This window comes from Myxococcus sp. MxC21-1 (genome assembly GCF_032612255.1).
Classification (GTDB): Bacteria; Myxococcota; Myxococcia; order Myxococcales; family Myxococcaceae; genus Myxococcus; species Myxococcus virescens.
Map to the genome: position 1 here is coordinate 6,069,409 of NZ_CP123278.1, position 15,712 is coordinate 6,085,120.

Here is a 15,712-nt window from a genome sequence, read left to right on the forward strand (position 1 = left end):
GGCCCACTCGTGTCCGCGCTGTTGCTCGTTTCCCTGGAGTCCGCCGCCCAGGCGCCAGCCCCTGCTCCCGCCGACGAAACGCCGCGCGTCACGACGTCTGACACGGCGCTTCTTCGCGGCACGAGCGAGGACCCACTGGGCGCGGTGCTGGCGCCAGTGACGCTGCCGGACGGAGCCACCGCGCTCTATGGCTTCGTGGGCGCACCGGAGATTGGCGTGGGCTTCCGGCAAGGCATCTCCGGCTTCGAACTGGAGGCACGCGCGCGGCTCCAGTGGTTCCAGCTCTCCGCCGCGCTGGAGCTCGCGGTGCGGCGCAAGGTGCTGGAACAAGGCATCCTGTCCCTGGCGCCCACGGTGGGCCTGGGCGTGGTGCTCAACTCGGGCGCCACGTACATGGATGACCGGAACTACTCCGGCGTGCTGTTCCGCGTATCACCCGGGCTGGTCGCGGGCTGGCGCGTCGCGGACACGGTGTCCGTGCTGGGGCTGTTGGACGTGCCGGTGGACATCGGCCTGTCCAATGGCCAGTCGCGGCGCATCCAGGCGCTCGGCGGAGGCGGCGTGGAGGTGTACCTGGGCAGCAACCTGTCGGCGCTGGCGGCGGGCCAGCTCGGCGTGGAGTCCTTCCAGGAGCGCTCGGGCGAAAGCCACACGCGCCTGGGCTACAGCGTACGACTGGGCCTGGGCGCCCGGCTCTTCTGACTCACGTCAGTCCAAAGCGCTCCAGCTTCTTGAGCAGTCCCTGGCGCGACAGGCCCAGCGCCTCCGCCGTGTGCGTGCGGTTGCCATTCAGGCGCCGCAGGGCCTCCTCGATTTCGCGCCGCTCCAACGCTTCCACCTTCTGCGCCAGCGTCGTGGTGCCCCGCGTGCTGGAGGGCCGTAGCCGCTCGCTGCCGGTGAAGGACAAATCCTCGGGTTGGATTTCGCGCCGCTCTCCCGCCAGCACGGCGGCGCGCTGCATCTCATGGCGCAGCTCGCGCAGATTCCCCGGCCACGCGTGGGCCAGCAGGGCCTCCGCCGCGGCGTCCGACAACAGCCGGGCGCGCCCGTCCGGGCACAGGTGGGCGCACTGATTGAGGAAGTGCTTGGCCAGCAGCGGCAGGTCCGCGGGGCGCTCGCGCAGGGGCGGCAGGCGGATTTCAACGCCCTTCACGCGCCAGTAGAGGTCCTCGCGGAAGGCGCCTTCCTGAAGCATGCGCCCCAGGTCCTGGTGGGTGGCGGAGATGAGCCGCACGTCCACCTGGACGGGCCGGTCCGCGCCCACCGGCAGGATGTCACCCGTCTCCAGCGCACGGAGCACCTTCACCTGGAGGGACGGCGACATGTCGCCCAGCTCGTCCAGGAAGAGCGTGCCTCCGTCCGCCTCCGCGAAGAGGCCACGGTGGTCCTTGGTCGCCCCGGTGAAGCTGCCCTTCACGTGGCCGAACAGGGCGCTCTCCAGCAGCGACTCCGGCAGTGCGCCGCAGTTGATGGGGACAAAGGGCCCGTCGTGGCGGCGGCTCTTGAGGTGGACGGTGCGCGCGAGCAGCTCCTTCCCCGTCCCATTCTCGCCAGTGACGAGCACCGGCAGCTCACTGGCCGCCACGCGCTCCGCCAGGGACGTGGCTGCCAGGAAGGGCGCGCTCTGCCCCACCAGGGAGACACCGCCCGCCGCGCGCGTCAGCGAGCTGCGCAGCGTCTCCACCTGCCGCTCCAACGTCACCCGCGCGAGCGCCCGCTGCGCCACCACCAGCAGCACGTCCGGGTCCACCGGCTTGGTGAGGAAGTCGTACGCGCCCAGGCGCACCGCTTCCAGCGTGTGCCGCGTGTCCCCTGCTCCGGACACGACGATGACCTTCGTCCCGGGCTTCGCGCTCAGCAACGCCGCGAGCCCCTCCAGCCCCGCGGAGACACTCCCGTCGGGAGGCAGCATCAGGTCGAGCAGCACCAGGGGGAAGTCGCGCGCGTCGAAGGCGGCGCGAGCGGAAGGCCGGTCCGTGGCTTCCACCACCTCGTAGCCCGCCTCGCGCAGCAGCCCGCCATAGACTTTGCGGAACGCGGCGTCGTCATCCACGAGCAGCAACGGATGCGGTGCGGACATGCGTGTGGCCTCCACCTCAGTCCGGAAGCGGCGCCTGGCGTGGCGTCCCCATCAACTCCAAGGTGCGCAGGGCCACCTGGATGAGCGTCTGGGCACATGGCTCACACCCGCCGCCACAGCACCGCGGCCAGCGGCCTTCCGGGTTGCGCAGCAACGGGCGCACACAGGACTGGTAGTAGCTGGGGAAGCCGAGCTCCTCGCTGGCGCGGACCAGCGCGGCTTCGAACGGAGGTGGCGCGGGAGGGGTGACGTCGGACACGGGGCTGTTCTAACAGCCACCGTGTCCGCTGCCCACAAGCCCCGCGCCCGGCACGGACTCAAGGTGTCACGAGAATCCGGGAGCCCACACGGCCGTCGTTGGCGGGATTCGCGTCCAGCGCACTGCCCATGCTCACGTTCGCCCCCACGAACCACACGTCCCCGCTGTCCACGTTGTTGGCTCGCGAGGACACCGTCAGCGTCCGGCATTGGTGCCGGGAGAGCGTCACGCTCGTCTGGCCGACACGGACGTCTCCCGACTCATCAATGCGCTCATCCCGCGACAGATAGGCATAGACGGTGGCGGCCCCCGACGACGTGCCGCGATTGCACACCGTCACCGACGTCGAATACGAGGCCCCCGGGCTGACCAAGGGAGGGCCACTCACGGCCGTGACGGCGAAGTCGCTGCGGCCAGTGACGGCCAGTGGCACAGCGAAGGTGAATGCCCGCCGCACTGGCTCGGGCATCGCCTCTTCCGGGTATCCCAGCCTTGCCACCAGACGGTAGGCCCCGTCCAGGGGGACGCTGGCCGAGCCTGACAGCACCACCGGCGCGCATGCCCCCGTGGCCAGATTGGACGGCGTAGCCCGGACAGAAAGCGTAGTGACGGGGAAGCCATCCGTCGTCTCCAGCGCGAGGTGAATGGGCATCCCCCATGGCCATGTGGGGCCCCGATTGCACACGGTGGCCGTGGCGGTGAAGAACTCGCCCGGCCAGACGGCGGTTGGCGCCTGGAGCGCGGTGACGGCATGCCCCGTCACGGTCGTCACCCGGAACGCGTCCCCGAAGGCCAGGTTGTTGGATTCCACCGTCTCCCGGACGGCGTTCACGCCATCCACCATGGCTCCCAAGCGCCAGCCTCCTTCTGGTGGCGCATCCAACTCCACGTCCCACGAGCCACACTCGTCGGGCGCCAGGGACGGAATCGACACGGAGGCGCTCAAGGAGAACGCTGGCACGGTGTCCCCGTCCTCCCCCCACATGGGGAACACGTCCAGGGACGCGCGCAGGGAACGCGTGTTACCCCGGTTGCAGACCGTCGCGACGGCAGGCATCGGGGCGGAGGGCCAGGCCACCGAGAGGTCGGTCGTCACGCCCGTCACCACCAGGTCCGGGCCGGAGCCAATCCCGACTATGGGGCCGACGAGCGCGTTGTCGTCCAGGTTCATTTCCCCTCCTTGCGGCGCGACGAGTTCCACTCGCGCCTTCACATGCACTTCACCGACCAACTGCGAGGGAACATTCCCCATCACGGGCACCACGGCGCACCCCTTTGCCAGCGCGCCAAAGGTCCTCGTGCCAACGGAGGTCCCCACCTCCGGCTCCAGGCCATCCTCCGACATCAAGACGTGGATGAGCAGTTCGCTGGCGGCAACGCTGCCGGTGTTGCAGACGGTGACCTCCGTGATGAAGGGCTCCCCACCGGACAGCGCGTTCCGCTCCGGCGCGATGCGTGTCACCGAAAGCTCCGCATGATTTCCCACGCGCAGGTCCACGGCTTTGAAGTTGTTGTCCACGTGGGCCTCCGTCAACACCCCCTCAGGGTCCAGCTCCGCCTCCAACTGCCACAAGCGGTGCGCGACCGCGTTCAGCCCCAAGGGCTCTTCCCACTCCGCGCACTGGTTCGCGGCCAGGGAGGGGACGACCCGGTAGAAGGCGCGCACTCCATGGTGGGCCACCGTGCCGCCCGCTCGCAGTTGAAAGCGGACGTCGGCGGACTGCCCCGGAACATTGCCCTGGTTGCAGACAGTGATTCGGACCGGAAGCGGCCCATTGCTCGCCTCCACCCGAGGCGCCTTCAACGCGGCAATGACGTAGTCCGGCATCTCCCCCACCAGCAACGCGGACACCGGACTGCGGTTGTTGGCTTCGTCGTCCTCGGGCTGCTCATCCAGCGGGTCCGCGATGGCCGCCACATACCAGCGCCCCGGCTGCGACACCTGCCCCTGCAGCCGGACGGCCTCGCAGCGCCCGGCCGGAAGGAAGAGGCCTGGCTGCCGGTTCAACTCCGTGTCCGTCGCATCGACGTGCGCATCGGCGGACAGGAAGAGAGACACGGACGTCACGCCGTCCAGCCTGCCTCGGTTGCAGACACGAACGGAGGCGGTGAACGGCGCATCCGGGAACACGACGGAGGGAAGCACTGCCGACTCCGTGACGAAATCCGTTCCCGTGCTCTCGACATACACCTGCAACACGGGCCCCACGTTGTTCGTCTCGTCGTACTCGCGAACCGTGCCTCGGGTGCTGGAGATCGCTCCCAGGAAGAAGGTTCCCGCGGCCTCGATGACCGCGGGAATGGCGTGCTCCGCGCATTGGCCGGGCGCCAGGGTGCCCAAGGACGCCTCCCCGAGCACCGGGTCCTCGGGCGTCACCCGGGCAAGCCGTGAGGCATGCAGCGCCACCCACGCGGACGCAGGCCCCCTGCCGTCGTTGCATACCCGCACCGTTCCCGTGAAGGGCTGCCCCGGCTCCACCGTGGCCGGCGCGCGGACGGCCTCCGTCACGAGATCCGCGAGCCCATCCTCCACGGAGATGGGTTGGCTGAAGCCCTCGTTGTTGTGTTCGTTGAACTCCGCCACCACGTTATCGGGGTCCACGATGGCGACGACGTACGTGGAAGACCAGGACGACACTTCGGGAAAGAGATACAGCGACAACGCCACGCGCCTGCAAGCACCAGGCGCCAAGGACACAGTGGCCGTCGCGAACCCCTGGTCCAACCGGACCTCCGGCAGCGGCTGAACGCTGAATCCCACCAGCGCATGGCTGACGGACGTGGTCCCCTGGTTGCAAACCGTTGCGTCCGCCGCCAGCGGCATATCCGGCCGGGCTGCCGCGGGCGCATCCACGGCCGTGACGACCAGGTCCGGCTTGGAGCCGATGCCCATGCGGCGCCCGACACTGGCATTGTTCGCCGTGCTGGCTTCCTCTCCCCACCGCTGCGCATCCACCACGGCACCGAAGTACCATTCGCCTTCCCGGGAAGGCTGGGCGTGGATGGAGGCCTCTCGCAAGACGCAGGTCCCGGGCGCCAATCCCTCCACGAGCATCGAGCCCGCGACCTGCACATCATCCCGGGAGATGACCGCGTCCAACGACAGGTAGGGCGTCAGCACCGCGCTACCTGAAGCCGTTCCCTGGTTGCAGACCGTCATCCGCGCCGGGAAAGTTCCGCCGAACGCCACGCTCTCTGGCACCACGACCGAGGTCACGACGAAATCGGGCAGCGCCGCGAACCGCACGGGCACGCCGTCGTGCACGTTGTTCTCTTCCGCCAGCTCGGGCACCTGAGCGCTCCGATCAACCAGCGCCCCCACGAACCAGGTTCCCGACCGCTGTGAGTCCTCGGGAACGGTGACTGGAAGCGTGGCGCACTGCCCCTGCCCCAATTCGCCCGTCGGCACGGGGCCGAAATGCCCATCCTCGACGGAGTGGCTCGGGTCCCGGGACAGGAACACCGTCACGTCCGACTGCGCCTCCACGGTGCCCTGGTTGCATACCGTGACGTCGGCATGGAAGGCGTCGGCCGGCCGGACAGCCGTGGGTGCATCAACGGCGGTGACGACGAAGTCCGGCAACTGCCCGACGCGCACGGGAAGGACGGGCCCCGTGTTGTTCTCCACCACGAGCTCCCGCATGCCGTGGATGGGTTTGAGCTCGGAAGACAGGAACCAGAGACCCTCGCCATGGTTCGCAGTCACCGTGCTGGCCAGGGTGACGCACCGTCCCGGGGGCAAGTACGGCACATCAAGCTCCCAGGCCGACGCGCCACGCGAGGCCCCCGCCCCGCTCCGAGCAAAGTAACCACTCACCACGCCGTAGTAGCTCACCAGGTTGCCCTGGTTGCACACTTGGGTCGCGACCTGGAACGACGCGCCAGGCCGGACACCAGACGGAGCATCCATGCGACGGATGACGAGGTCAGGCCCCGAGCCAATGCTCACGGGGACCACCGGGCTCCCATTGTTCGTTTCGGACAGCTCGGCCCGCGTCTGCTCCGCATCGGCGAGCGCCCCAATGTAACGAACGCCCTCAATCCACTCGGGTGGCCTCGGAACGAGCGACAGCTCCGCCGAGGCGCAGCGTCCCGCGCCCAACGTGCCGAAGCTCCAAGTCTCCAGCAGTGCGTCGTGGGTCGTCACGTCCACGTCGACCGACTGATAGAAGGACACCTCTACGTCTCCCGCGACGGAGCCCACGTTGCAGACCTCGACGAGAGCGGGAAGAGACATCCCGAAATCCACGTTCGAAGGCATGGAAAGCCGGGTGACGACGAAGTCGGGCAGCGCCCCGATGCCGACCGGAAAACCCTTGCTCGTGTTGTTGTCCCGACGCAGCTCGGCTGCCGTGCCATACGGGTCCACCACCGCGCCCACGTACCAGACGCCACTTGAAGGCACCCAGAGACTCACGGGCGCGTCGACCGTGGTGCACGCACCGGGCGCCAGCGGCCCCACGGGCACCGCGCTCAGGGGCATGTCCGCGGCGGTGATGGTCGCATCCTCGGACAGCACGAGCGCCAGGTCCGCCTCCCCGGCCACGGTCCCCACGTTGCATACCTGCACGGCAATGGTGGCGGCCTCAGCCGAAGCAGCACGCGTGACGGGAACATTCACACTCCCCACCGTGAAGTCCGGCAGCGCGCCCACGCCCAAGCGCGCCGTGCGGACGTTGTCGTCTTCACGCGGCTCCGCCCAGGCGCCGTCCGGGTTCGCCACCGCGCTGACGGTGTACATGCCTTCGAACGACACGCCGGAGGCTGCTTGCACGTTCACCGTGGAGCACTGCCCGGGCGCCAGGGACTCCGTCATTGTCTCGCCCAGGGTGTGCTGCGCCGGTGCGTAGAAGGGAGACCAATCGCGGACCAGCCGCACAGGCGTGGCCCCGGAAGAACCGCCCTCGTTGCACACGGTGACTCGCGCGGAGAAGGCCTGCCCTGGAAGTACCGACGAAGGAACCTCCAGCCCGGTTACTGCGAAGTCAGGCGCCAGGCCGACGCTCAACTCCCGGACGTCGACGTTATCGTCCCACTGAAGTTCCTGCTCCCCATGGGAATACACCATGGCGCCCCAGAACCAGCGGCCTTCGGGGAGTTCCCATCCAGGACTGGAGACGGACACCGGGACGCGGAGGAGCACGCATTGCCCCTGCGCAAGCGGTTCGAAGTCGTGCATCCCCTGCACGGCATCCACATTCCCGTCAAACACAGCATCCTCCGACCGGAAGACGTACACGTAGCCGGACGCGCGCAATGTCCCTTCATTGCACACACGCACCTGCGTGGTGAAACGAACGTTGGGGGGTTGGACGGAAGGCATCTCCACGATATCAACGGAGAAGTCCGCCCCCACGGCCACGGACAGAGGACCTCCCGCCAGGGCGTTGTTGTCCTCCCGGGGCTCGCGCTCGACGTCCAGCGAGTCCACCAGCGCGCCCAGCACGCCCTGGATGGGCGCAGAGGGCGCGGTGAGCGAGACCTCCCGCGTGACACACTGACCTCGCTCCAGGGAGCCGACCGGCATGCCCCCCAGCGGCAGGTCGGCCCGGGAGATTCGCGAGGTCCGGGCCAGCACGATGGCGACGTCCGTCGAGCCTCGGGCAGCGCCCTCGTTGCACACCGTCACCTTCGCCGTGAAGGCAGTGCCCGGTGCCACCGTTCTGGGCGCGGACACGGCCGTCACGGCGAAGTCAGCCACGCGCCCGAGCGAGACCTGCCCTCCCGCCAGGGCGTTGTTGTCCACGCGCAGCTCATTGCGCGGGAACATCTCGGGATACGGGTCCACGATGGCGCCCACGGTGAAGACGCCCGGCCACAGCGAGCCAGCGTGCGATGGAACCTTGATGGACACGCACTGCCCCGCCTGTACAAGCCCGGTCTCCGCCCAGCCGGCGAAGAGGTCATGGACCGTGATGTCCGCGTCCTGCGAGAGGACGACCATCACATCCGTGTTCCAATCCCGGAGCCCCTGGTTGCACACCGTCACGTCCGTGAAGAAGCCCTGGCCCGGGGACACACCCGCCGGGGCCAGCACGGACGTCACCATGAGGTCCGGCCAATCTCCCACGTTCACGGGCACCAGCGGGGACGATGTGTCGTTCTCCTCGAATGCATCCTGCGTCCAGACGTGTGCATCCAGGAGCAGCCCCATCGGACGGGCGTACTGCAACTGCACCGGCACGTCGTGACGGACGCACACGCCAGGGGCGATGGAGGGCAGGAACTGGAATGCCAACGTCTCCGCCCACAAAGCGCCGCGCGTCATCCGGGAACGAATGTCCAGACTGCCGGCGGGAGATGAAGCATTGCCTTGGTTGCACACCGTGGCCCGGACCATGAACCGAGAAAGCTCGTGGACGCTGACAGGCGCCTCCAGGAACGTGACGGCGAGGTCATGGCCAAGCCCCAGGAACACGCGCCTGCCGACGAACGTATTGTTGTCCTCGTCCAGCTCCGCCCAGAGGCCGCCCGCATCTGCGAACGCCAGCAGGTACCGAGGCCCGGGAAGGGAATGGCTCGAGTGGATCGACACAGGCCCCGTCGCGCATTGCCCGGGCGCCAGGAAGCCGAAGCCCAGGCTGCCCGCGCTGGGCTCTGGGAGGACGAGTTCTTCGTCTGCGGACCAGTAAAGACCCACGTCCACGGGAGCGCCCACGGTGCCGTCATTGCACACCGTGACGCGAGCCGTGGCATCCGCCCACGCCGAGAGCGCCCCGGGCGCTTCAATGGCGACGATGCGGAAGTCCGGCGCCTCCCCAACCAGGATCCGGCTCGCCGGTCCCACGTTGTTGTCCCAGAAGGACTCCTCCCAACGCGCCCACTGCGCGTTCGCGACAGCGCCCACATACCAGATCCCGTCGACGATTCCGGGAACGGACGCCTCCACCCGCGTCCGGGCACACTGCCCCGCCGCCATCGGCGCCACCTGCGCAGAACCGATGTGACGGTCCTCGGCCACGACAACGGGATGGGCGGACAGCAGGAGCTCCACCTCGAACGACGCCGTCATGGACCGGGTGCCTTGGTTGCACACCGTGACCTCCGTCCAGAACGGCATGGTGCCTGTCACGCTCGACGGCACGTCCACCTTCGTGACGATGAGGTCTGGCATCTCCGCGAACGTCAGTTGTCCCCCCACCCAGAGGTTGTTGCCAGGAACCAGGTCTGCATGCAGCGCCCAGGGAGGGGCATCCACCAGGGCCCCCACATAGCCACGCATGAAGAGGCCCGTGCGGCTGACGTGAAGCTCCACATCCTCACAGCCACCGGGGGCGAGGAAGAGGCCGCCCGTCCAGGTCTCGACCTTGTCATCCGCCGTGAGGACGGCATCTTCCGAAAGCAGGAGGTCGACGGTGGCGTTGGCGACGAGCGTGCCGCGGTTGCACACCGTCGCCGTCGCCACGATGGGCCGCCAGAATTCGACGACGGCCGGTGCGCGGAATGCAGTGATGACGAAGTCGGGCCCATCCCCCACGCCCAGGGTTTCGCCCTGGAACACGTTGTTCGCCTCGTCGGCTTCTTCCACCTGCCCGTCCGCGTCCACGACGGCGGCGACGAAGTGTGCGCCCGCCAGCGCCGCGTCCATCCTCACCCAGCCTTGGACGCGCTCACAGGCAGAGGCCTCCAGCCCATCCACGGCCCGGCGCAGCAGCGTGGGGTCCGTGGACGTGGAGTCACGGCCCTGGGAGAGCCGCACCTCCACGACGAAGGGCCCTGCGGGAAACGGCATGCGGTTGCACACCTCGACGGAGACATGGACGTCGTCCCCAACGCGGGCCGCGGACGGCAGCGACAACCGGCGCACTACCAGGTCGGGAAGCGTCCCCGGCGCAAGCTGGGTCAGCGCCCCTTGCGGTCCCGGAGGAAGGCGCTCAACGGACGTCTCCTGCGGACCACACGCGACCAGCGACACTTGCAGCGCAAGTCCCAATACCCACGCAAACCTTGACGGCATTACGCCCCCTCCACGTCCGAGGCGGACCTGGACGACTGCTATCAACGCCCCTGACGGCTCGACAGCTCTTTAGCAAACAACCCCTACGCTTGAGGAGATGGCGCAGGACGAATGCGCGCGCGGGCCAGGACAGAACCCGGGTGTCACGAGGCACCCATGTCTGACAACTCCATGAGTCCGAGATGGCTGTCTGGAGTTACGGGATTCGAGCCCCGAAGAAGCGACGGTCGCGGCTCAAAGCAACGAGGATTGGGCTGACACTTCGGGCGCGCTCGTCAGGGGCTGGCACGAGGAACACCAGTATGTGTTCCGCCCACCGAGGCGTTGATGGGAGACCGGCGTGGCACAGCGCGGGCACGGCGCCCCCGCGCGGCCGAACACGTTGCGCCGGTGCTTCGCCTGGCCTTGAACGCCGAAGAGGTCTCGCTGGGTGCCTCGCATGCGGAGCCCTTCATCGAGCACCGCCTGGATGGCTCGGTCCAGCCGCACCACCTCATCGGCCGTGAGGGACGACGCCAGCCGGCGTGGGTCAACCCCCGCCTGCCACAGGCTCTCGTCCGCGTCCCGGTTGCCGAGCCCCGCCACCACCCGCTGATTGAGGAGCACCGTCTTGAGGGGACTTTTCCGCCGCCGCAACTGACGCCCCAGCACCGCTGGAGTGAATCCCTCCCCCAGCGCCTCCGGCCCGAGTTCGTCCAGCTTCAAGCGCGCGGCCAGCTCAGCGGAAGGCGCCAGGGCGATGCGCGCGTAGCCCAGCGAGTCCGTGAACTGCAACTCCTCGCCCCCCTCCAGCTCGAGCACCACCAGTGTCGAAGACGGGCGCTCACTCCCCCTGGGGCGCAGCGCCAACTCTCCGAAGAGCATGAAGTGCAGCGCGAGCGCCGTCCCGTCATCGAGCGCGAGCAAGATGAACTTGGCCCTTCGGTTCGCGGCGGTGACCTGCCGCCCCTTCAAGGCCTCGATGAAGTCTGGCGGTGATGGGAAGCGAACGACGGAAGGAACCAGGACCTCCGCCCCCGCGAAGCGGCGGCCCACGACAGCCTGCCGCAAGTCCCGGGTGATGATTTCGACTTCAGGCACCTCTGCCACGCGGACGTCTCCTCCGCACATGCATGGTGCCGGCGCCTCGCGGCGCGCCACGAAGACGCCCACCCGCCATGGGGCCGGCCGCCCTCCGAACGGAGCGCGCGACGCTCAGCCCCAGGGCCGCCCGCAGGCGGACGCGCCCCTGGGGCTCAGGCGCGGACCTCCACCTCACGAACCTCGCGAGACACCTCCCGCACCTCGACCTTCACATCCAGGAACTGGGCGATGGTTTGGAGCTGTGTCTCGGCATGCCCATCCAACGGCAGCGTGCGGAACACGCCGCCCTTCGCCAGCGCCACGAGGAGCAGCAGTTGGTCACACAGGTGCTCGCCCACCGGCACGTCCGCGTCGAGGTAGCGCTTCACCTCTTCAGCGACCTGTCCGGCCACGGCCTCCGCCCGCTTCCCCCGCTCACCGAATCCGGTGAAGACCTCCGTCACGTGCTCGCTCTCCACCTCGGCGACCAGCACGTTGCCGGGCCCCAGCGGACGCTTCAGCTCCTCCGTCCGGAGTTCATCGGGCCGCCACTTCAGCGCCGCCCCCGCCGTGCCCAGCTCGCGCTGCGCCACGTCGAACGGAATCATCGCAATCACGGCCTTCAAATCCCGGCGGACCACGCGCCCCGCTCCAGCAGGTGCAGTGGCTTCAGCGGCGCGGGTCGCACGTCGACCCGGAACCGCCCGCCCCCAGCCGGGAAGAAACCGGCACGCTCCAGGGTCGCCTCCACGGACGGACCCATGCGACGGACCAGCGGCAGATACGCCCGCTGGAGGAAGTCGAACGGTGGCGCCATGGGGTTGTGCGTTCCCCCTCCAACATCAGCGTGGAAGGCCCCTCCGCCAGGAGCAGCGCCGGAAGCACCGTCTGGAGCACCAGCGTCGCGCTGCCCGCGGTGCCCACCGCGAAGTGATAGTTCCCCGCGGCCAGGGCACTCGGCCGGAAGGTCAGCTCTCGCGAGCCGAGCTCCGCGCCCGACACCTCCGCGGCCCCCACGGCCTCCGCGGCCTTCACCGACGTCAGGTGCTGGCGCAGCAGGCCCGGCTTCTTCCGGCCCGCGCGGATGTTCTGGATGGTGAAGGGCTTGCCCGTCACCAGCGACAGCGCCAGCGAGGTGCGCAGCACCTGCCCCCCACCCTCTCCCAATGAACCATCGATGCGCACCATGACGACTTCCTCCTTGCTGCTCGCGACTCACGAACCACCCGGCACGCACTGACACCCCCGTGAAAATAGCGGCGCCCGCGTCCCCATCCTGGCGGCCTTTCGGCCTCTTGGGGAGCGCGGGCGCCTCGGTGTCTTCATCCCGGCATGGTCACCTCTGGGTTTCTAGCCCTTCACGCACACGACCTGCTTCAGGGTGTGGACCACTTCCACCAGGTCCGCCTGCGCCGCCATCACCGCGTCGATGGGCTTGTACGCAGCCGGCGTCTCGTCGATGACGTCCACGTCCTTGCGGCACTCCACGCCAGCGGTCGCCTTCACGTGGTCCTCCACCGTGAAGCGCCGCTTCGCCGCCTCACGCGACATCACCCGGCCCGCGCCGTGGCTGCAGGAGTGGAAGCTGTCCGCGTTCCCCTTCCCGCGGACGATGAACGAACGCGCCCCCATGCTTCCGGGGATGATGCCGAGGTCACCCTCGCGCGCCCGCACCGCCCCCTTGCGCGTCACGAAGCAGTCCTTCCCGAAGTGATGCTCACGGGCGATGTAGTTGTGGTGGCAGTTCACCGCCGCGTCCTTCAGCTCGAACGGAGGCAGCTCACCGCTCAACTGCAGCGCGTCCACCGCCTCTTGCAGCATCAGCGCGCGGTTCGTCGCGGCGAAGTCCTGCGCCCAGCTCACCGCGAAGACGTAGTCCTCGAAGTGCTCCGTCCCTTCCGCCAGGTACGCCAGGTCCCCGTCCGGAAGGTTGATGAACCAACGGCGCATGTCCTCCTTCGCCAGCTCGATGAAGTAGCTCCCGATGCGGTTCCCCACCCCGCGCGAACCGGAGTGCAACATCAGCCACACGCCATCCGACTCATCGAGGCACAGCTCGATGAAGTGGTTCCCCGTTCCCAGCGTCCCCAGGTGCGCCAGCTCCGGCCCACGGCCGATGCGCGGATGCTTCCCGACGATGCGGTCGTACCCCTCCACCAACCGCGCCCACTCCTTCTGGTGCCGTGCGGGCGCCACACGCCACGCCCCCACGTCGTTGCGGCCACCGTTGTCGGAGCGGCCATGCGGCACCGCGCGCTCAATCGCCGAGCGAACCCCACGCAGCGAGTCCGGGAGCTGGTCCGCCCGCAGCGTCGTGCGAACGGCGATCATCCCGCAACCGATGTCCACGCCCACCGCCGCCGGCACCACCGCCCCTACCGTGGGGACCACGCTTCCCACCGTCGCGCCGTAGCCGCGGTGCACGTCCGGCATCACCGAGACCCACTTGTGGATGAAGGGGAGGCCACGCAGGTTGCGGAGCTGCTTCTTCGCCTCGTCCTCGAACGGAACCCCTACCGTCCACGCCTTGATGGGGCGGCCCGCCTCGTCCGACAGCACCTCGTAGTTCCCGTTGATGCGGCTCATCGTCTCCACCTTTCAGTCGTCCGCCGGGCGCTGTGTCCCGGTCACGGAGGAGGCCTAGAGCAGCCGGCGTGCCAACATCGCTTCCGAGGGGAGCCCTCCAGGCGAGCTGGCATTCCCTATCTCCACGGATAAAGTCCTATCTCAATGGCGAAATCACGCGCACGTAAGACGGTGGTCCTGGGGATGCTCGGGACGACGCTGGACAACGGGCAGGGGCCGCAGCGCTGGACGCGGTGGCGGCCCACGGTGGCGCTGTGCCAGCAGGAGGACCTGTTGGTGCACCGGCTGGAGCTGTTGCATCCGCCAAACGCGACCTCGCTCGCGGCCACACTGGCGGGGGACATCCGCCAGGTGTCACCGGAGACGGAGGTGCGGGGCAGGCCCCTGGACATCCAGAACCCGTGGGACTTGGAGGAGACCTACGGCGCGCTTCTCGACTACGTGCGCGGCTATGCCTTCAACCCCGAGGCGGAGGACTACCTGGTCCACATCACCACGGGCACGCACATCGCGCAGATCTGCATGTTCCTGCTCGTGGAGAGCCGGCTCATCCCCGGCAAGCTGGTCCAGGTGTCCCCCGACCCCAGGGACCGCGCGGGCGCGGGGACACACACCCTCATCGACCTGGACCTGTCCCAGTACGACACCCTGGCCGCGCGCTTCCGGCAGGAGCAGCGAGAAGGCCTGGCCTTCCTCAAGTCCGGCATCGACACCCGCAACGCGGCGTTCAACCGCCTCATCGAGCGCATCGAACAGGTGGCCGTCCAGTCCCGCGCGCCCCTGCTCATCACGGGCCCCACCGGCGCGGGCAAGTCGCAGCTCGCACGGCGCATCTACGCGCTGAAGAAGTCGCGGCGCGGCGTGGCGGGCCCCTTCGTGGACCTCAACTGCGCCACGCTCCGGGGCGACGGCGCCATGTCCGCGCTCTTCGGGCACGTGAAGGGCGCCTTTACCGGCGCGCTGAGCGACAGGCCCGGTCTGCTGAGGCAGGCGAACGGCGGCGTGCTCTTCCTGGACGAAATCGGCGAGCTGGGCGCGGACGAGCAGGCCATGTTGCTCCGCGCGCTGGAGGACAAGCGCTTCTTGCCCGTGGGCGCGGACCGCGAGGTGGAGAGCGACTTCCAGCTCATCGCCGGCACCAACCGGGACCTCCAGGTCGAGGTCGAGCGCGGGCGCTTCCGGGAGGACCTGCTCGCGCGCATCAACCTGTGGACGTTCCGGCTGCCCGCGCTGCGCGAGCGCCCGGAGGACATCCCACCCAACCTGCTCTTCGAACTGGACCAGTCCTCCGAGGCCGTGGGCACGCGCGTCACCATGAACAAGGAGGCGCAAGAGCGCTTTCTGGACTTCGCCACGTCCACCGAGGCGAGGTGGGCAGGCAACTTCCGGGACCTCAACGCGGCGGTGCTGCGCATGGCCACGCTGGCGACGGGCGGACGGATTACTCGGGACGTGGTGGACGAGGAGCTCGAACGGCTGCGCGAGCAGTGGCGGCCCTCCGGAGCGAAGGCGGCGGTCGTCGCCGGGGACCTGGTCGCGGAGGTGCTGGGGGAGAACCTCGCCAGCGAGCTGGACCGCTTCGACCGGGTCCAGCTCGCGGACGTGCTGAGCGTCTGCCGGGCATCACGCTCGTTGTCGGACGCGGGGCGCGTGCTGTTCGCTCAGTCACGCGCCCAGAAGAAGAGCGTCAACGACGCGGACCGGCTGAAGAAGTACCTGGCCCGCTTCGGACTCACGTGGGCGGACGTCAGCGGGCGAGGCGCGTAGG

8 protein-coding genes and 1 pseudogene are annotated in these 15,712 nt (G+C 68.8%); 2 read left to right on the top strand and 7 right to left on the bottom strand.

Annotated features, from left to right (window positions below; all coding sequences use genetic code 11):
• Positions 1–9: 9 nt before the first annotated feature.
• Positions 10–702, top strand: coding sequence for a hypothetical protein (locus QEG98_RS26655; protein ID WP_316563280.1), 693 nt, complete (start codon positions 10–12; stop codon positions 700–702).
• Between the two features lies 1 nt (position 703).
• Here the strand turns inward: QEG98_RS26655 and QEG98_RS26660 are convergent, their stop codons facing one another.
• The 7 genes and pseudogenes from QEG98_RS26660 to QEG98_RS26685 form a co-directional block, all read right to left on the bottom strand.
• Complete coding sequence (locus tag QEG98_RS26660) at positions 704–2,080, bottom strand: sigma-54 dependent transcriptional regulator (RefSeq protein WP_316563281.1); 1,377 nt, start codon at positions 2,078–2,080, stop codon at positions 704–706.
• Positions 2,081–2,096: 16 nt separating this feature from the next.
• Positions 2,097–2,339: a hypothetical protein gene (locus tag QEG98_RS26665; RefSeq protein ID WP_090493237.1), complete on the bottom strand. Its 243-nt coding sequence runs from the start codon at positions 2,337–2,339 to the stop codon at positions 2,097–2,099.
• A gap of 58 nt (positions 2,340–2,397) precedes the next feature.
• Positions 2,398–10,296, bottom strand: a complete 7,899-nt coding sequence (locus tag QEG98_RS26670; RefSeq protein ID WP_316563282.1) for a CARDB domain-containing protein — start codon at positions 10,294–10,296, stop codon at positions 2,398–2,400.
• Between the two features lie 234 nt (positions 10,297–10,530).
• A complete protein-coding gene (mutM, locus tag QEG98_RS26675; RefSeq protein WP_316563283.1) occupies positions 10,531–11,385 on the bottom strand; it encodes a DNA-formamidopyrimidine glycosylase in 855 nt (284 codons plus the stop codon).
• A gap of 146 nt (positions 11,386–11,531) precedes the next feature.
• Positions 11,532–11,999: an RNA 3'-terminal phosphate cyclase gene (locus QEG98_RS42210; RefSeq protein WP_410477845.1), complete on the bottom strand. Its 468-nt coding sequence runs from the start codon at positions 11,997–11,999 to the stop codon at positions 11,532–11,534.
• Positions 11,981–12,546, bottom strand: a pseudogene (locus QEG98_RS42215) (RNA 3'-terminal phosphate cyclase). Before QEG98_RS42215 ends, QEG98_RS42210 begins: the two are co-directional and overlap by 19 nt.
• A 162-nt stretch (positions 12,547–12,708) precedes the next feature.
• Positions 12,709–13,944 (bottom strand): RtcB family protein, encoded by a 1,236-nt coding sequence (locus QEG98_RS26685; RefSeq protein WP_316563284.1) that lies wholly within the window; start codon positions 13,942–13,944, stop codon positions 12,709–12,711.
• 144 nt (positions 13,945–14,088) lie between these two features.
• Here QEG98_RS26685 and rtcR point away from each other — a divergent pair, with 144 nt between their 5' ends.
• Positions 14,089–15,711, top strand: a complete 1,623-nt coding sequence (gene rtcR, locus QEG98_RS26690; RefSeq protein ID WP_316563285.1) for an RNA repair transcriptional activator RtcR — start codon at positions 14,089–14,091, stop codon at positions 15,709–15,711.
• Position 15,712: the final 1 nt, after the last annotated feature.

Bases quoted from the DNA above. Each gene is read 5' to 3' on its own strand.
- QEG98_RS26670 (WP_316563282.1), bottom strand. From the start codon at position 10,296: ATGCCGTCAAGGTTTGCGTGGGTATTGGGACTTGCGCTGCAAGTGTCG.
- QEG98_RS26660 (WP_316563281.1), bottom strand. From the start codon at position 2,080: ATGTCCGCACCGCATCCGTTGCTGCTCGTGGATGACGACGCCGCGTTC.
- QEG98_RS26685 (WP_316563284.1), bottom strand. From the start codon at position 13,944: ATGAGCCGCATCAACGGGAACTACGAGGTGCTGTCGGACGAGGCGGGC.
- rtcR (WP_316563285.1), top strand. From the start codon at position 14,089: ATGGCGAAATCACGCGCACGTAAGACGGTGGTCCTGGGGATGCTCGGG.